A 17,862-nucleotide genomic window follows, 5' to 3' on the forward strand; every position below is an offset into this window, starting at 1 on the left:
ATGAAGATTCTGAAAGTCGAATTCGAAAATATCAACAGTCTCGCCGGCAAGTGGTGCATCGACTTTACCGACCCCTCCTACAGCGAACTGGACCACAGCCTTTTCGTCATCAGCGGAAAGACGGGCATGGGCAAGACGAGCATTCTCGACGCCATCACGCTCGCCCTCTACGGCGCCACTCCGCGCCAGGGAGTAATCTACAACGGCAACGGCGGTAATGCCGTCATGACATCGGACAAGGGCACCTGTTTCGCCCGCGTCACGTACCGCTGCCGCAAGGGCACCTACGTATCGGAATGGAACCAGCGCCGCGCACGCGACAGGGCCGATGGCAACCTGCAAAACGCGCAGGGCAAAATCTGGCGCATCGAGAATCCGCAAGACCCGATCTTTGCGGACAATACCGGCAGGAACAGCGAACTGGCCAGGGCGAATGCCGAAATCATCCAGCTGGACTACTCGCAGTTCTGCCGTTCCATCATGCTCGCGCAGGGCGAATTCAGCAAGTTCCTCACCAGCGAAGAGAAGGAACGCGCCGACATCCTCGAAAAACTGAACGGCACCGAAAAGTACCGCCGCATCGGAAAGAAGGTGGGTGACCACCGGCGCGAGGCGAAAGCGGCAAAGGACACTTCGCAGGCGGCATTCGATGCGTTGAACAACACCATGCCCAAGGCCGAGGACATCGAGAAGGACAAAGCCCTGCTTGCAGAAGTCGCGGACAAGGAAAAGGCCCTCACGGACAAGAAGAAGGATCTCGAAGCCCGTATCGCCTGGCGCAACTCGATGAACGAAAGCGCCCGCAGCCTGGAAAGCGCAGAAACCGAACTTGCAAAAGCGAACAAGGACAAGAGCGAATTCGCCGGCAACGAGAAGCGGCTTGCAGATGCCGAGAAGGCCCGCGAATGCGCGACGCTGCATACGGAACTGCAGGGATTCCGCAAGCACGAGGCAGACGACAAGGCGAAACTCGAAAATTTGCAGAAGCAGCTCCCGCAGGTGGCAAGCGACCTGAAATCCGCGGGCGATAACAAGGCCATCGCCGAAAAGGAGAAGACGGCCACCGAGCAGTTTATCGCCGAAAACGAAGCGCTCTGGAACGAAATCCGCATGCTCGACCAGAACGTGAAAAATGCGACCAGCGTGAAGGCCGAAGCCGAAAACCGCAAGGCCACCGCCGCACAGTCTCTCTCCGAGGCAGAAGCGGAACTGAAAAAGGCGCAGGATGCCATCAAGTCGCTCGAACCGCAGGTCGAATCCCTCGCACAGACCCAGGAAGCGAACGCGAAGGACGCGGAACTTGCAGGAATTATCCCGCAGAGCGAAACGCTTATCGCAAGCATCCGCGGGTTCGACAAGAAAATCGCCGACGAAGAGAAGGCGAAAAAGGCGTTCGCAGATGACTTGAAAAAAGCAGAAGAAGGTCTCAATGACGCAAACGCGCTCAAGCAGGAACTTCTCGAACAGCAGAACGAACTTTTCCGGAACGACGTGCTCGCGCTCGCCAACGTCATCCAGAACCACCTGGAAGAGGGCAAGGCGTGCCCGGTCTGCGGCTCTACGGAACACCCCGCCTGCGGACACTCGAACGAAACGGTCGTCGATGAATCCAGCGTGACAAGCACCGCCGAAAAGATTCGCGAACTGAACACGAAGTTGCAGGACGCAGATGCGAAACTCGGGCAGTACGAAAATGCCAAGAGCCGCGCGTTGACCGCCGGGAATGCGGCAAGCGAAAACATCGAATCGCTGAACAGCCAGAAAAACGAGGCAAGCGAAAAGGTGGCGGAACTCTGGAAGCCCTGGGCTGAATTTGACCTTACAAACGCGGACAGCACCCTTGCCGACCTGAAATTGCGCCTGCAGCAGTTCACCGCAAACAAGACCAAGTTTGATAAACTTTCGAATGATCTTGCCATCGCCCGCAACAACGTGGAACTGTACGGCAAGAAGGTCCAGCATGAACAGGACCATCTCGAAAAGGAAACCGCAACCCTCGATGATGTCTCCCGCAGGCTGGATGAACTCCGCAGTTCCCGCAACGAGAAGTTTGGCGACAAGGACGTGGAAGCCGTTGCGAAGGAAGCGACTACCAGCAAGACCGCAGCCGCCAACAAGTACGACGCTGCCGACAAGGCGTTCCGCAATATCGAAAACAGGCACAACGAACTCAATACGCAAATCGCGGCGCTCAAGGGTTCACTCGAAAAGACCGCGGGCGAGATTAAGACCGCAAGCGAAAAGTTCGTGAACGCAATCGCCGCGAAGGGTTTCGCCGACGAAGCCGCCTTCCAGGCCGCATTACTGCAGGAAGCCGAATTCACGAAGTTGCAGAACGAAAAGAAGCGTATCGACGGCGCCATCGCTACCGCAACCGGCAAGAAGCAGGCGGCAACCGAGGCCCTCGAAAAACTGAAGGCGGAACGCTCCGACGAGACGCCCCTGCAGGCCCTTACCGAGGGGAAGGCTGCCGTCGAAAAGGAACTCGGCGAACTGCAAGGCTCATCGGGTGCGGCACGCGCCCGCGTGAAAGCCTATACAGAAAACGTCGCCCAGTTGCAGATTCTGCAGAAGGATCTCGACGCGAAGAAGGCGGAACTTTCCCGCTGGGAGGCGATGGGCGAATGGTTCGGCGTAATGGACGGCAGCGACTTCGCCACCTTCGTGCAGGGGCTTACCTTCAAGTCGCTCCTGAAGCTTGCCAACAAGCACCTGGCGATTGTCAAGGACCGCTTCAGGCTTGTCGCCGAAGGGAACCTCGGTTTCAAGGTGGCCGATTCTGAATTCGGCAACGACCGCCGCATCTCGAACCTCTCCGGTGGCGAGAAGTTCCTGGTGAGCCTCTCGCTCGCCCTCGGGATAGCCGACTTCGCGAGCCGCAACGTGCGCGTGGAATCGCTCTTCATGGACGAAGGCTTCGGCACGCTGGACGACGACACCCTGGAAGACGTGATGTACTGCCTCCGCTGCCAGCAGCGCGAAGGAAAGATGCTCGGAATCATCACCCACGTGGAATCGGTGGTGAACAGCATCAGCCAGAAAATCATGCTGGAGCGCAGTACCAGCCAGAAGGGCCACAGCACGATAACCGGCCCCGGCGTCACACGGGTAGCATAATTGGGGTAGGCGCTTCGGCGCCTATTTCTTTAGGCACTTTTCGTAGGCTTGGACTTGTCGCTCGATAATGCCGTCCCAGGTGAAGCATTTGGCGATGCGCTTCTGGGCGCCGGCGAGTAAGTCCCTTACGAGGCCGGCGTCCGAGGAGAGCTTCTTGAAGGCGCTGGCGAGGGCTTCCGGGGACTTTTCAGGGACCAGGATGCCCGAGACGCCGTCAACGACTACGTCGGGAATTCCTCCGACGTTGCTGGCGACTACGGGGAGGCCAAGCTCCATCGCTTCGATGAGCACTACGCCCAGGCCTTCGGTATCGCCCTTGCTATCGACGATGGCGGGGAGCGTAAAGACGTTGGCGGTCTTGTATTCGTTTGCAAGTTCCTTTGGCGAAAGCTTGCCTGTAAAGATGATTTCGGCAGATTCCGGTGGCATGCTGGCGGCTTGCTTCTTCAATTCTTCCGTCAGGTCTCCCACGCCCACGATGCGGATTTCGAACTGGTCCCTGGGCAGGTACTTGGCGGCTTCGATGAGGTAGCAGATGCCCTTGCGCTCGATGTGCCGCCCTACGAACAGGATCTTGAATTTGCCGTTTATGGCGTGAGGTTCGGGGGTTTTAGGGGAGTCTCCCCTAGGTGAGGGGGTAGCGGAAGCCGAGGCTGGAGCGAGGGGGAGGCTTCCCCCTTCCACTGCCTCTCGCCTCTCGTCTTTCGTCTTTCGTCTTTCGTCTAGAGTAGTCCCGTACGGACTCCATTCCACATCGACATTCCGGATGGCCTTGATCTTGCCGGCGGTAAAGCTGGAGTTGGCGAACACGGCCTGGGCCTGCCCGATGGCGAATTTCAGGAGGGGTTTCACCCATTTCTTTTTGCGGATGAGCAAAAGTTCCGCCCCGTGAAAATTCAGCACCAGCGGAATTTTGAACAACTTAGCAGCTCCGAGGGCGATGTAGGCGTGGGGGAATGGCCAGTGGGCGTGGATGATGTCAGGGCGCCACTTGCGGCAGATGTGAAGGCACTTGAAAAATCCGCTGATGATGTAGGGGATGGCGAGGAGTTGTAGCCAGGGCTTGCTTGCCATCTTGGAGGGTGCGCCTTCTTCGTGGGTGAGCATTTCTAGGCTTGCGGGGGCGTAGCGGAAACGGTTCACCGGCACACCGTCGATTTCGTGGGATTTCAGCCCCTTGTAGGCGGGGGCGAGAACCTGCACCTGTAGGCCAGCCTTTTTCAGGTGGGCGATGGAGGTGCGCAGCCAGGGGACTTCGGCGTCTTCGTGGAACCGCGGATAGACGGAGCCAATGACCAGGACTTTCATCTTAGGTTCCCGTCTTGGCGGCTTCGCTTTCGTCCTGGATGCAGGCGGGGTAAACGATGGGGCGCACGGCGTTGGGCAGAATCAGGGAGATGGCGCTGAATTCGCGCCTCTGGGCAATCTGCTCGATACGGCCACGGACGCGGTTCCAGCCTTCCAGCTTGGAGTCCAGCAGCAGCATGCCCAGACCGGAGTTGTTCTCCAGGAACCCGATGATGTCGCTTCCGCGGCTGTTCTTGGTCAGGGATTCCAGGAACACTTCCCAGAAGATTTCGTTCTGCTCGTCGGTCTTGAGCATTTCTTTGATGGTCTTGAAGTCAAATTCGAGGTAAACGAAGGAACTCTTATCCTCGTCGCTGCGGATAATTTCTTCTTGACAGCGCCTTTCGAATATTTCCGCGGTGTAGATGGAAATATTAAAACGGCATTTTCGAATAATTTCGAAGAGGGTTTCCTTCATCATCGCCCATAATTTAGTCTATTTTTAGGGCATGCAAAGATTGTTGAAGTTGAAAAAAGTGCTGAAGGCAAGCGATTTGTCGTCGCTGGCCGAAAATTTCAGGGCCATCAAGGCGTCTGTCGCGAAATTGCGCAACCTGACCGCCGAAGAGGTTACCACCCTGGAAAAAAACGGCAACCGTTGCGAGGACTGGAACCGTGTACTGGTGGAGCCCAATTTTGACCCCGCCCGCGTGCAGCGCTCCGTGTTCATGGGCGATGTCCGCCTGCCCGCTTTTTACGGCACTCTTCTTTTGCCCGGCGACGTTTCGTTCCCTACGGGAATTTACGACAGCCTGGTCCACAACTGCATCGTGGAAAACGCCCTGGTCTATAAGGTTTCCATGCTCTCTAACGTGCTGGTGCGGAGCAGCGCCGTGGTCCACAACGTGGGGACTTTGGTCAGCAGCGGCAAGATCAACTTCATGATCGGTTCTACCATGTCGGTGGGTAACGAGATGGGCGGTCGGGAACTTTTCGTGTTCCCGGACATTACCATGGACCTGGTGGAGGCGCAACTTTTCCACAAGGCGGAATCCGATGTGCAGCAGTCCTTCGAGGAACAGCTGAAAAATTTCCGCGAAGAAATTTCGCTCCCCTTTGGCGTGGTTGGCAAGGGCGCGGTGGTGAGTAACACCAATATTGTGCGCAACAGCTGGATCGGTGCCCACGCCCGCGTAGAAGGGGCGGCCAAGATCCGCAATACCATTATCCTCAGCTCCCTGGAAGAATCCACCCACATTTACGATTCCGTGATTATCGAGAATTCTGACTTGCAGATGGGCGTGAAGGTCCATACCGGCGCGGAGGTTCAGCGCTCCGTGCTGATGAGCCGGTCGAAGGTGGGCTGCAAGGCTATCGTGAAGTCTTCCATTGTGGCGCCCTGCTGCCATATCGAAGAGGGCGAGGTGAACAGCTCCTACATGGGGCCCTTGACCCAGATGCACCACCATTCCCTGCTGATTGCGGCCCTGTGGCCCGACGGTTGCGGAAACCTGGGCTATGGCGCCAACGTAGGGAGCAACCACACGGGACGCATGCCTGACCAGGAAATTATGCCCGGCCAGGGAATGTTCTTTGGTCTTGGGGTAAACGTGAAGTTCCCCGCCAACTACAGGGAATCTCCCTTTACCCTGATTGCAAGCGGTGTGACCACCATGCCCCAGAGGGTCAAGTTCCCCTTCTCCCTGATTCGCTCCGGTGACCCGCAACTGATGGGAGTGCCTGCCCGCCTGAACGAGATTTTGCCCGCCTGGAATTACGCCCGGAACGCCTACGCCCTGGACCGCAACATCTACAAGTATGCCCAGCGGGGCAAGGGCGCTGTGCCCAATTCCTACTTTAGCCTTTACGGGGCGGAAACGGTTCACTATGCGTTTGACGCATACTGCCGCTTGCAGGTGAACCAGGTTCAAGACGTTTATACCAAGGAACACATCGACGGCCTGGGCGAAAACTTCCTGCGGGAACGGGTCCGCCAGAAGGCCCTGAAGACCTACGGGGAATACCTGGAACGCTACGTGCTGGACCAGATGATAGCCCTGGTGGAAAACGACGCCTCCCTGGCGCTGCAGCCCCCGCGGGAACTCCGTCGCCTGCTTTCGGGCGACCTGAACCGGGAAGTTTCGCGGGTGGTGCCTATGCCAGCTACCTTTGATGAACTGGTCAAGCGCTACCGCACTCTGGAAAAGGAATGGTTCGACGGCGTGGCCCACGGGCTTGACAAGGACATTGCCCGCGGCAAGGAAATCTTCGACGATTACGAGAGCGCTCACCCTATCGACAAGAATTTTGCCGAATGGGAGAAGAACCGCTTCGAGGAATCTGTGAAACGCCTGAGCGCCGTGCTGAAAAACCTGGGCTAGCTCCCGATGGATTATCCTGTGCTTTTGTTTGCGTTGCTTGCGCTGGAGATTGCGGCGCGGGCTGTGCTGGAAATTCGCGAGAGGCGCGTAACCCAGTTGCGTGGCGGTGTGCTTGCGCTTTTGCGCTTGATTCCCCTGCTGAACGACATTTTACCCCTGCCCGAAAGTAGGCGGGAGGTGCCCGAAGACCGTTTTGTGGAAGAGCATGAAAAGGCCCATCGTGAATTGAAGCACGGGATTCTGCGGAACCTGCTGAAGGTAATCCTGCTGTGCCTTGCAGTTGGATTCCTGCTGTTTTTGGTGGTGCGTCTTGGACTACCCTGGTGGCAGTCCGTGCTGTGGCTCCACCTGGCGGCAATTCCCTTCAAGCTGTTTTTCCACTGGTCCTGCTGGGGGCAGGAATTTGAGGCCGACAACTATGCCTACAAAAAGCTTGGCAAGAAAATGGCCAAAGACGCCATGCGCGAACTTGTCGCAAGGGAGATTCCCTACACGCCCCTGTTTGCGCTAATTTATCGGGAACACCCTACGGCAGCCCTCCGCAGCCAGAGACTGCTGAACAAGTAGGTTTTACACCGGTGAGCGTTCCCGCCCAACCGCAAGCACTATCCCGTTCACCACAAAAGCAGCAATCATCAAGATGTCGCCGGTATGGCCGCCCAAGGGCCCCGGCAAAGCGGGGCAGAGTTTCCCGGCCAGGGCGAGAACACCTCCTGCCACAATGGCCAACGCTACGAATTTCGGCTTTGCCTTGAGACCCAAGAGCCCCCACAAGATGGGGACGGTGAACGCTCCCGCATAAACGGCAAGAGCGAGCAGCAGTGTCCCGATGATGTCGGTAAATACCAGCGCCAGCAGGAGCGCCACGATTCCGTTCAACAAGATGACGACGCGGGCTTTTGTAAGCGGTGTCATCCCCGCGTCCTTCATTGTCATCCCCGCGCAGGCGGGGATCTCCTTATCAGTTGAACCAAGACGAATCAGCCCGCATATAATCACCGAACTGCTCAATAGCGTGGTGTCCGCACTGGAGAGCACCACGCTCAAAAGCGCCAGCGCAATCAGGGGTATCAAGGGCTGCGGCAGAACCGCATTGGCGATGGCGGTAATGCGGGCCCCCTGCACATCGCCGAGGCCCACGCCATAAACCGCCAGGAACCCGATGACAAAGGCCACGGGCACAAGGATTGCTGCCGCCGTGAAGATGGCCTTTTTCGCCGTGGCCGAATCCTTGGCGCAGAACATGCGGCTGAAAATGTCGGGCCCTGCCGTATAGGTGGTGCCGTAGGTGAGTATCAGCAGGAACAGGTCGAGGGGAGAAAAGTTCGTGTTGAAGGGGAAGGCGGGGGCACCCTGTAGGATTGCAGAAAGCGACGGTGCGGCATTTGCAGGATTTCCGCCGAAAAGGGCGAACCCTGCCAGAACCACAAGCCCGAGGACAATCAGGCAGGCCTGCAGAAAGTCCGTCCGCAAAATGGAAAGCTGCCCCCCTGCAAGGGTGTATCCCGTAAAGACCGCCGCGGCCACAATTGCCGCCGCGGTATAGCTGAGAGCCGTGAAAGTCATCAGGAGTTTTGCCGCCGCAATGATTTGGGCGGCAACAATGCCGGTCCACGCGACCGGTATCACCAAGGATGCTACTAGTCGCGGGCCCTTGCCGTATAGCGATTCCACCAGGTCGGGGAGGGCGTATTTCCCGTGTTGGTAGGCGCGGCCTGCAAAGGGAATCAGGGCCAATAGCCCGAGGGCCCCCACAAGCATGAACCAGGTGGCGGCCCCACCCAGCCTGGCGCCGGAATCAATGGCTCCAATCACAGCCGACCCGCCTAGAATGGTCGCCACAAGGCTCCCTGCAACAGCTTTAGCCGAAGCTCCCTTGCGCGCCACGAAAAAGTCGGGAATGTCCTTCACGTGCCGCGCACTTCGGGCGGCAATAAAGATCAAAAAAATGAGGTAGACAATAAGAGCAATATTCATATTGGACGACGTGGCAAACTGTTGCTACGTGGTGTCGCCAAAGATAGAAATTGCTAGAACTTCCTGCTGGCGATGAACATGACCATCCGCAAGTCCCATTCGCTATCGACCTGCTTTTGCAGCAGTTCTTCCGTGGTGGGGTAGCGGCGGTTTTCGAACACGCGGTCCCTTGAAACGACGGCCATCAGCATGCCGTTCCATTTTTCGCTAATCTTGACCGATGCCATGGGAGTGAGGCTTACGGTCTTGAATCCGGGATTGTAATCCTTGTAGGTGTCGTCAAAGTCGTAGGCGTGCTTGAAGGCGCTTACGGTGGCGGAGAACATGAACATGGGCACCCGCTTAAAGGGCAGCATGTAGATGAGGGTGCCGCCGTACTTGTACCTGAAACCGTTCACCATGTCCTGGCCCCCGGCCTTCCAGACCTGTTTGTCTTCGGCGCCGGTGTAGCCGGAGTAGGTGTATTCGGCCGTGCCTTTCAAGATAATCTTGGTCCAGTCGGACTTGGGGAGGAATACCATGAGAAGGGGAAATGTCAGGCCTGCCTTGAAGTTAACACCATAGACAAATTCTGTGAAGAAAATGTCCTGGTCATAGTCCCTTTTTTCGGGGTTGTAAACGCCCATGAAGGTTGCTGTCTCGCCATAGTTGATGGCCGTCCCTAATATAGGCTGTATGCCCAGTTCCAACGTGTGCAGCCAATTTATGGACGCTTCTGCCTGCGTGTTGATGCCTGCAAACCCTAAATCGCCACCGATTCCTGCCTTTACGGACAGGAGCGGGTTGATGTTTTTTTGCAGGTAGGCCTCGGTCCGCCATCCCGGCACAGAAAAGGCAATGAAGGGCCAGTTGTGCAGTGTCTTGGAATTCCTGAGGGAATTGTGGGGGAGTACCAGCGTGATAATGGAAAAAGTGTTCTCGAAGGCGCTTGTGACTCCAGACGCGTCTGGTTTTGCGGCTGGCTTTTCCGGTGTGGTAGCTGCCGAATCGGGCTGTGCCACCGTCGTAGAATCTGAACCTTGCGCATTTGCATAGAATGGCAAGAGAATTGCCAATATCAATGCCTTAAAAACGTTGCAAGATAGCCGTTTGCACATACGCGGGTGAAAATATAGATATTTTGTTCGTTTGTTCGTGCTCCGACATGCCATCTAGCAAGAACAATGGCCCTCTTTGGTTGGTCTTTTTCGAACGTATTTTTGTATATTCTTATGTATAGAGGTTTGTATGTTCCGTTTTTCAGCCTTTTTTGCCCTAGTTCTTGCTTTTATATGTGCCGTACCGGCCCTTGCCTTCGATGTCTCGGTCAAGGCCAACGTGGATAACGCCCAGGTGTTCGTGGGCGACATGTTCAATTACGAAATCCAGGTCACTGCTCCCGAAAACGCCATCGTGGATTTGCCCAGCTTTGTCGGGAATTTGGGCAGTTTCGAAGTAAAGGAGATGAAAAACGAGAAGGTCACCGAGGGCATGCCCAAGGGTTCCGCCAGGTTCGTGTGGCTTGCGACCCTCAACACCTTCGTGAGCGGAGACTTTCTGATTGCGCCCCAGCAGGTCCAGGCCGTTGTCGGTAGCGATACGGTCAAGGTCAATACGGACCCCGTGGCGGTGAAGGTCTCCATGCGCACCACCGGCGAAGAGACGGATATTTTGGAGGCCGAAGACCCCCTGGACGACCCCAGGCTCCCGCAGTGGCTTTTCATCTTGCTCATTGTTCTCGGCGTGATTGTGCTGGTGGTTCTCGGCTGGTTCCTCCATAAAAAATTTGCGAAGGTGGGTGCGGCTCCCAGGCTTCCGCCCTACGAAGAGGCGGTGCTCGCCCTCAAGGAACTGCGCCAGAAGAACTATCTGGCCGAAGGCAATCAGGGCGACTACTTTATGGCCCTCGGGTTTATCGCCCGCCGTTACGTGGAACGCCGTTTCGAGGTGGACATTCTGGATGCCACCGTGGCAGAACTCAAGCAGAGAATGGCCCATGTGGCGGGGCTCCCCCAGGCCTACAAGGAATCCATGGTGACCCTTGCCGTAGAGACGGAGCCGGTGAAATTCGCCAAGATGAAACTTGAAGGTGAACGCTGCCGCTTCTGGGATGAATGGGCCGACCGCCTGCTGGAGGACACCAAGCCCACTCCCGAAGAGGAACAGGCCAAGAAGGATGCGCTGAAAGCCGCCATACGTGATGTGAAGGCGGAGCGCAAAAAGAAGAAGTAAAAATGGAATTCACTCTCGAAGAAATGCGAACCCACCTTGCCGCTCTGGAGGCAAGAATTTCAAGTGCCTGCAAAATCGCAGGCCGTAGCCGTGAATCTGTCAAACTCGTTTGGGTGAGCAAGTTCCACCCGGCAGAGGCCGTAGAAAACGCCATCAGCCTGGGCGCAACCGACTTCGGCGAAAACCGGGTGCAGGAAGCGGAACTCAAGTTCTCTACTCCCCGCACTGCCCTTGACGGAAGCCGTGTCCGCTGTCATGTTATAGGTCCTGTACAAAGTAACAAGCTCAAGAAGGCGGCCATCGTAGCCGACTGCATCCATTCCATCGCCAGCATGGAGGCGGTGGAAAAGCTGGAAAAGGTCTGCGCGGCACTCCCCGGAGAGAATGGCGCGGGCAAAATCCTGGACATTCTTTTTCAGGTAAACGCCGGCGAAGAAGAGACCAAGAGTGGACTGGACGTTCACGAAGCGGAGAATTTCTTGAACGGCCTGACAGCCCGCGGTGAAACGGCGTTCCCCCACCTCCGTTTCCGGGGGCTCATGACCATCGGCAAGAACACCGGCGTGGCCGAAGATTCCCGGGAATGTTTCGCTTTCCTCCGTAACCTTCAGCAAAAATTTTTGGCCAAGGGCGGCCTGTTCGCGAACTTTGACCAGCTTTCCATGGGCATGACCGGCGACTTGGAAGTCGCCATCGAAGAAGGCTCCACCATAATCCGCGTGGGCACCGCCCTCTTCGGCGAACGGGACTATAGTAAGCCCGTCAACGACCCTGTTTAGGCCATATTTTTCGTTCTGTCCCCTTTTTGTCTTCCACGACTTGTTCGGGGATCTCCTTTTTTATATACATTTCCTTTGAACAACAGAAAGGAGAACCTTATGACTGTCGGAATCGTCGTTCTTGTAGTAGTGGTAATTCTTGTGGGCTGGTTCATCGCCATGTACAATGGCCTGGTGAAACTCCGCAACAACCGCGAAAACGCCTTTGCTAATATCGATGTGCAGCTCAAGCAGCGCTATGACCTGGTGCCCCAGCTGGTGGAGACCATCAAGGGGTATGCTTCCCACGAAAAGGAAACCCTTGAAAAGGTGACTGCCGCCCGAGCCGCCGCCATGAACGCCACCACCGTCGACGAGAAACTTGCCGCCGACAAGGCCCTGTCGGGCGCTCTTGCCGGACTCCGGGTTTCGCTGGAAGCCTACCCCGAACTGAAGGCCAACCAGAACTTCTTGCAGTTGCAGAACGAACTGGCCGACATCGAGAACAAGCTTTCCGCCGCCCGCCGCTTCTTCAATTCCACCACCCGCGAACTGAACAACGCCTGCGAGGTGTTCCCGAGCAACATCGTGGCGGGCATGTTCGGCTTCAAGCGCGCCCCCATGTACGAGGCCACCGAAAACCGCGAGACCCTCAACAAGGCCCCCGAGGTGAAGTTCTAGAGGTATGAGCGGTGAGGTCGGGCTACGCCCTTTGGGGGCGGCTTGCGATGCAAGCCTTTGAGCTAAAGTAGCGTGCTTTTGGTGCGGTTCTGAAAGCCTCATACCTCAAAGGGAACCCTGGAGCATAGCGATAGGGTGACCGCGCCCACACCTCAAAGCACCGAAGGCCGCTTTATATGAAATACGTCGGGCTCCAGACACAGATTTGGCGGAATAACCGCAATACGGTTATCCTGCTCTGCATGTTTCCCGTGATTCTTCTCGGGATGGTTCTCCTGGCGATTATGACCCTGGATTTTTTCGGCTGGTTCTGTTGGGACGGAGCCTGCCCGCCGGGTCCTCAGGCCGCCACATTCCACTGGCCTATCATCTGGTACTATTTCAAGGACGCCATGCCCTTCACCCTTAGCATGACGGGGCTCTGGTTCATTATCGCCTACTGCACGAATACCGCCATCATCCGCCACATCACTCATGCGAAGCCGACGGAACGCAAGGACAACCTGCGGGTCTATAATCTGGTGGAAAACCTCTGCATCGCAGGGGGCATCGAAATGCCCCAAATCAACATCGTCGAAGACGACCAGCTGAACGCTTTTGCCAGCGGGGTGGATGTTCCGTCTTTCACAATCACGCTTACGACCGGACTTATAGACAAACTAGATGATGCGGAACTGGCCGCCGTCATTGGGCACGAACTGACCCACATCAAGAATCGGGACACCCGCCTGATGGTGGTATGTATCGTATTCGTCGGGATTTTTGCGGCCATCCGGTCCATGGCCGTGCGAATGCTTATGGGGCTGCTCACCGGGCCCCGCCGCCGCACCACCAACCGCAGCAAAAAAAATGGCGGCGGCGGTGGCGCCATTTTCGGAATCATCCTGTTCTTGGTGGCGCTTATCATATGGAGCACCGTCGGGTATTTCTTCAGCTGGCTTACCCGTATGGCCATTTCCCGCACACGCGAATACGTGGCCGATGCCGGCGGTGCCGAACTCTGTGGAGACCCTTTGGCCCTGGCCTCTGCCCTGCAGAAAATTTCTGACAATCCGGGTCTTGACAATGTCCACCGGGGCGACGTGGCTCAACTCTACATAATACACCCCGACGAGGAATTCGACAACGACATGAAACTCTCGGGCTGGGTGGCCAAGGCGAATACCATGTTCTGCACCCACCCCGACACGCCAGAACGTATCAAAATTCTGAAACAGTTCTAGAGGAAAATGTATATTTCCTTTAGGTGGTGTCTACAGTATGATTTACAATTCGTTGAAATACCTGTGGATGGGAATGGCTTTTTTGTGGATTGTCGGTTGCAATGGCGACGACTCTTACATGTATCGGGATTATTGTGAATCTTATGGATGCAAGCCTTCTACCGAAGTTCTGCAACGGCCTACGTCTTTTGCGCTGGAACTGCAACTGAATGATTCTGCTGATTCGCGTGTGGCAAAACTCTATACGCTGGATTGTGATTTCCTTCCTGGAGAGGATTCGACAGAACTCAGTACGTTCTGCGTCGATAGTCTCAGGTACGGCAAAAGCGATTCCCTAAGGCACTTGCCCCAAAGGAACAAGAATTCCTACGAGAGTTTTTATTCTCTGTACGTAAAGGACGATGGGTCTGTTCTAGAAAAGTTTGCCCGAATTCCCATAGATGACGACGACCATTTGCGTTTTACCCTGGTGGATCGCAAGAACAAGAAGAAAACTTTCGATGTGGACCTATCCGCCTTTATCAAGATGTATGAACTCCATGGTGACACCTTTGAATTTAAGTTTCCGGACAGCACCACTTTCACTGCCTTTACCCGCGATACTACATTCAGCGAGAAGGATTGTGCAGTTCCATTTACGAGTGAAAAATCGTATGAATGCTATGATTATTCCGTTTACGGTGACACCTATATGGATACGACCATCTATTGTATTCTGCAACCAGGCGATAGTTACGAAAATGTTTATCACTATATGACTACGTCAGAATTTTTGGGTGTGCATTTGAGCGATATCGGTGATTCTAACGCCTGCAAGTCGCAACGGTTCTATGCGAGCATTACAGAACAAAAACCATGGCTTATCTACTATGTCCAATGTGACAAGATTAGTCTGGACTCTTTGCCTGATTCGCTTTCCCTGAGCAATCTTTATTCCCGCCGGTTGATGAATGAATCTCTCCTGGACTCCCTGGGTGACCGAATGTACCGATGGAGCGAAGACCAGTCTGATTCCACATGGGTTACCGGTCACCGTCATTCTTGGCACACCGTTACCCGCCTTGGTGAACAGGGCCCTGACAAAGAAGACGACTTCACGGTTTACACCATTTATAAGGATTAAGGCAGTTGATGAAAAGGCTTATTTTCTTATTGATTGCACTTCTGGTGGTGTCTTCTTATGGAGAAGAATCGGTGTCTGGGCAACGGCGAAAGAGCAGTTTTTATTTTGACGCCACGGTAGGTATGGCTTTGCGCCACCTTGAGGCGGTGCAGATGGTTCACGACTATTCGGAGTCAAGTCCTGCTTGCCATTTTGAACCTGACGGTCGTTATGTGTGTGGCGAGAAATCTTCTGGTGGCAAATATGGTTCCTATGAAAAAGATATTGGCTATACGGGTTTTGGCCCCCTTTTTTCAATGCGGCTTGGCTGTTTGATAAAGGGTGTTGTTGCTCCTTTTGCAAATATCGAATTTGAAAGAACTGGCGGAAAGGTTCATGGGCGTGAAAAAGACGAAGACGATGCCAAGCCAAGATCGGCCTTTTTGGGTGGTGGCCCTGGCGTCGCCATTTATCCTTTCAGCCATTCAGAAAGTGCAGCCAAGAATCTTTATATGGTTGCTACTGCAAATATGTTGTTGGGTAGCGGTGGCGGTATCGGTTTTTTGGGAGTCAATGTATTGTTTGAAGCGGGCTACCTTTTTCCTGTGTCGGAACGACTTAATTTTGGCTTTGCCGCCGGGGCAGACCTTATTTCCCCCGGTGAAATTGATGATGATATTAACGATGATAGCGGCTATGCGGTATGGGTAGGCGTTAAGTTTGTGAGAAAATAAGCCCCGTTGTCATGCCCGTTTCCAACTTGTCATCCCCGCGCCCCTCACTTGTCATCCCCGCGCAGGCGGGGATCTCCTAGCGGGCATTTCCCTTTTCCCGCTTAATCTGCTTTAGCTGCGCAAGCCTTTCTCCAAGAGCCTTTTCTTTTCCGTAGGGCTTTGGCTGGTAAATCTCGGTGCCTTCCAGCTGCTTGGGCAGATGTTCCTGTGCGGAATAAGCGCCCGGGCTGTCGTGGTCGTACTGGTAATCGACCCCGTAGCCTAGCTTTTCGCCCACCTTCGTCACCGAATTGCGGAAAGCCCGCGGCACGGGGAGCGTTCCCGTCTGCTTCACAATGGAGTCGGCCTTCATTCCGGCCAACTCCAGACTGTTGCTCTTGGGAGCAAGGGACAGGTAAACGGCCAGTTCGTCGAGGGCGATGAGTCCCTCGGGGATTCCCATAAAGTCGTAGGCCTCGCGAGCGGCGGTGGCCAGCAGCAAGGCGTTGGGGTCTGCAAGGCCGATATCTTCCATGCTCATGCGCATAAGACGCCGCAGAATAAACCGCGGGTCTTCACCGCCCTGCAGCATGCGGTGCAACCAGTAGAGGGCGGCATCCGGGTCAGATCCGCGTACCGACTTGTGCAGGGCCGAAATCAGGTTGTAGTGCTCTTCGCCGCTCTTGTCGTAGCGCAGGGGCTTCTTGTACTGGAATTCTTCCAGGAGTTTCTCGTCGATAACTTTGCGGTCGCCCAGGTTCTTGCCAATCCATTCGATCTGGTTCAGCAAAAAGCGGGCGTCACCGTCGGACTGGGCGATGAGTTTTTCCACGACGGCGTCTTCGACTTCCACATCTTTCAGTTGCAATCCGCGAGGGTGGTCCCGCAGGGCGCTGAAAATCAGCGTGCGTAAATCTTCTTTGCTTAAGGGTGCAAAAAGAATCAGCTGGCAGCGGCTGAGTAACGCGCTGTTGACCTCGAACCCCGGGTTCTCGGTGGTGGCGCCAATGAGCGTCACCGTGCCGTCTTCCACGGCACCCAACAGCGCATCTTGCTGGCCTTTGTTAAACCGGTGGATTTCGTCGATAAACAGGATGGTGTCCTTGAACATGCCCTTCATCTTGCGTGCGTCGGCCAAAACTTCTTTCACCTCTTTCACGCCGCTGGCTACCGCAGATAAAGCCACGAAGGCTTTCTTGGTGTGCTGGCGGATTACGTGGGCGAGGCTGGTCTTGCCGCAACCCGGCGGGCCCCAGAAAATCATGCTGGGAACGTTGTCGTTCTCGAGACTCTTGCGCAATAGGCTCTGCTCGCCCAGAATCTTGTTCTGGCCCAGAAATTCGTCCAGGTTCTGCGGGCGTAGTCTTTCGGCGAGGGGCTGGTCCATTAGGCTTAGGCGTCCTCGTTCACAAATTCAAACTTTGCAAAGCCCGAAGGCAGTTCCCGTGTGGGCCTGCCGTTTTTCAGCATGCAGTGGAGCGTAGAGCCCGTAGTGCAGAGCTTGCCGTTCACTGTCGCCTTGTACAAAAAGCGCACCCGGAGCCTGTCAACCCGGACCATGGTGGTCTCGATATCTACGAATTCGCCATAGTGGGTGGGGTTCTTGAATTGGACGTTCAGCTCCAGAACGGGGCTCGAAAAACCTTCGGCCTCCATGTCGGCGTAGCTTGCGCCCGCTTCGCGGAAATATTCGGTACGGGCCTGCTCGAACCACACGGCATAAACAGCGTGGTGCACGATTCCCATCTGGTCGGTTTCGGCGTAGCGCACGTCAATGCGTGCCGTATGCTTGAAAGTGCATGTTTCCATGGGCTTAAATATACAAATCATTGTTCAAAACATCGGTCATGAAGAAAGTTTTCTAAAAATGCCCTAAAGCAGCGAAAAATGCCCTTTTTTGCAAATCAACAACTTATCAACACTCCGCCCCCCTTTTGTGGACAAAACTTTTGCGAAAAAAGGAAAAAATCGCAAATTTTTTTGCGTAAGTGCTTGATTTTTATTGACAAAACCCACCAAATCTTATTAAATTTGGCTCACTCTATTATCTTTAGGGGTACTGGAGTGCGTGCCAAAGTAGCTCAGCTGGTAGAGCAGCTGATTTGTAATCAGCCGGTCGTAGGTTCGATTCCTATCTTTGGCTCGAAACAAATGCATCGTTGCCCGAGTGGTTAAAGGGGACGGACTGTAAATCCGTTGGCTCACGCCTACCGTGGTTCGAAACCACGACGATGCACGACCACAAGGCCCGCCAATGCGGCAACGTAACGGCAGGCCAAATGCCCAGGTAGCTCAGTGGTAGAGCACTTCCTTGGTAAGGAAGAGGTCTCGGGTCTGACTCCCGATCTGGGCTCTCACTAAACGGAGATAGAATAAAATGGCAAAAGAACATTTTGATAGAAGCAAGCCGCA

14 protein-coding genes, 3 tRNA genes and 2 pseudogenes are annotated in these 17,862 nt (G+C 55.2%); 12 read left to right on the forward strand and 7 right to left on the reverse strand.

The window, feature by feature from the left end; genetic code table 11:
* Positions 1–3,117, forward strand: a complete 3,117-nt coding sequence (locus IKB43_03585) for a hypothetical protein (GenBank protein ID MBR2469224.1) — start codon at positions 1–3, stop codon at positions 3,115–3,117.
* Between the two features lie 21 nt (positions 3,118–3,138).
* On the opposite strand, the pseudogene IKB43_03590 reads toward IKB43_03585, so the two are convergent.
* The 3 genes and pseudogenes from IKB43_03590 to IKB43_03600 form a co-directional block, all read right to left on the reverse strand.
* Positions 3,139–3,705, reverse strand: a pseudogene (locus IKB43_03590) (glycosyltransferase family 4 protein).
* Positions 3,706–3,837: 132 nt separating this feature from the next.
* A pseudogene (locus tag IKB43_03595) lies at positions 3,838–4,425 on the reverse strand (glycosyltransferase).
* Position 4,426: 1 nt separating this feature from the next.
* The gene (locus tag IKB43_03600) at positions 4,427–4,885 is read right to left on the reverse strand and encodes a hypothetical protein (GenBank protein ID MBR2469225.1); all 459 of its coding nucleotides are present in this window, start codon (positions 4,883–4,885) and stop codon (positions 4,427–4,429) included.
* 28 nt (positions 4,886–4,913) lie between these two features.
* On the opposite strand from IKB43_03600, the gene IKB43_03605 reads away from it, so the two are divergent.
* Positions 4,914–6,785 carry a DUF4954 family protein gene (locus tag IKB43_03605; protein ID MBR2469226.1) on the forward strand — a complete coding sequence of 624 codons (1,872 nt, stop codon included), beginning with the start codon at positions 4,914–4,916 and terminating at the stop codon, positions 6,783–6,785.
* A 6-nt stretch (positions 6,786–6,791) separates the two neighbouring features.
* Positions 6,792–7,352 (forward strand): hypothetical protein, encoded by a 561-nt coding sequence (locus IKB43_03610; protein ID MBR2469227.1) that lies wholly within the window; start codon positions 6,792–6,794, stop codon positions 7,350–7,352.
* Positions 7,353–7,355: 3 nt separating this feature from the next.
* Here IKB43_03610 and IKB43_03615 read toward each other — a convergent pair whose 3' ends face one another.
* Positions 7,356–8,729 carry a hypothetical protein gene (locus tag IKB43_03615; protein ID MBR2469228.1) on the reverse strand — a complete coding sequence of 458 codons (1,374 nt, stop codon included), beginning with the start codon at positions 8,727–8,729 and terminating at the stop codon, positions 7,356–7,358.
* An 86-nt stretch (positions 8,730–8,815) separates the two neighbouring features.
* Positions 8,816–9,859 carry a hypothetical protein gene (locus IKB43_03620; protein ID MBR2469229.1) on the reverse strand — a complete coding sequence of 348 codons (1,044 nt, stop codon included), beginning with the start codon at positions 9,857–9,859 and terminating at the stop codon, positions 8,816–8,818.
* Between the two features lie 130 nt (positions 9,860–9,989).
* On the opposite strand from IKB43_03620, the gene IKB43_03625 reads away from it, so the two are divergent.
* The 6 genes from IKB43_03625 to IKB43_03650 all read left to right on the forward strand — a co-directional run bounded on the left by IKB43_03625 (position 9,990) and on the right by IKB43_03650 (position 15,471).
* Positions 9,990–10,973, forward strand: coding sequence for a hypothetical protein (locus IKB43_03625; GenBank protein ID MBR2469230.1), 984 nt, complete (start codon positions 9,990–9,992; stop codon positions 10,971–10,973).
* 2 nt (positions 10,974–10,975) lie between these two features.
* Positions 10,976–11,752 carry a YggS family pyridoxal phosphate-dependent enzyme gene (locus IKB43_03630; protein MBR2469231.1) on the forward strand — a complete coding sequence of 259 codons (777 nt, stop codon included), beginning with the start codon at positions 10,976–10,978 and terminating at the stop codon, positions 11,750–11,752.
* A 99-nt stretch (positions 11,753–11,851) separates the two neighbouring features.
* Complete coding sequence (locus tag IKB43_03635) at positions 11,852–12,412, forward strand: LemA family protein (protein ID MBR2469232.1); 561 nt, start codon at positions 11,852–11,854, stop codon at positions 12,410–12,412.
* A gap of 176 nt (positions 12,413–12,588) precedes the next feature.
* Positions 12,589–13,635 (forward strand): M48 family metallopeptidase, encoded by a 1,047-nt coding sequence (locus tag IKB43_03640; GenBank protein MBR2469233.1) that lies wholly within the window; start codon positions 12,589–12,591, stop codon positions 13,633–13,635.
* A 37-nt stretch (positions 13,636–13,672) separates the two neighbouring features.
* A complete protein-coding gene (locus IKB43_03645; GenBank protein ID MBR2469234.1) occupies positions 13,673–14,758 on the forward strand; it encodes a hypothetical protein in 1,086 nt (361 codons plus the stop codon).
* An 8-nt stretch (positions 14,759–14,766) separates the two neighbouring features.
* Positions 14,767–15,471, forward strand: a complete 705-nt coding sequence (locus IKB43_03650) for a hypothetical protein (GenBank protein ID MBR2469235.1) — start codon at positions 14,767–14,769, stop codon at positions 15,469–15,471.
* Positions 15,472–15,547: 76 nt separating this feature from the next.
* Here IKB43_03650 and IKB43_03655 read toward each other — a convergent pair whose 3' ends face one another.
* Together IKB43_03655 and IKB43_03660 are read right to left on the reverse strand one after the other, a co-directional pair.
* Positions 15,548–16,837 carry a replication-associated recombination protein A gene (locus tag IKB43_03655; GenBank protein MBR2469236.1) on the reverse strand — a complete coding sequence of 430 codons (1,290 nt, stop codon included), beginning with the start codon at positions 16,835–16,837 and terminating at the stop codon, positions 15,548–15,550.
* Positions 16,838–16,842: 5 nt separating this feature from the next.
* Positions 16,843–17,259 carry an acyl-CoA thioesterase gene (locus IKB43_03660; GenBank protein ID MBR2469237.1) on the reverse strand — a complete coding sequence of 139 codons (417 nt, stop codon included), beginning with the start codon at positions 17,257–17,259 and terminating at the stop codon, positions 16,843–16,845.
* A gap of 261 nt (positions 17,260–17,520) precedes the next feature.
* Here IKB43_03660 and IKB43_03665 point away from each other — a divergent pair.
* From IKB43_03665 to IKB43_03675, 3 genes are all read left to right on the forward strand, one after another.
* Positions 17,521–17,593 (forward strand) — tRNA-Thr (locus tag IKB43_03665).
* Positions 17,594–17,603: 10 nt separating this feature from the next.
* Positions 17,604–17,686, forward strand: a tRNA-Tyr gene (locus IKB43_03670).
* A gap of 45 nt (positions 17,687–17,731) precedes the next feature.
* Positions 17,732–17,803 (forward strand) — tRNA-Thr (locus tag IKB43_03675).
* Positions 17,804–17,862: the final 59 nt, after the last annotated feature.

Source organism: Fibrobacter sp. (assembly GCA_017503015.1).
GTDB lineage: Bacteria > Fibrobacterota > Fibrobacteria > Fibrobacterales > Fibrobacteraceae > Fibrobacter.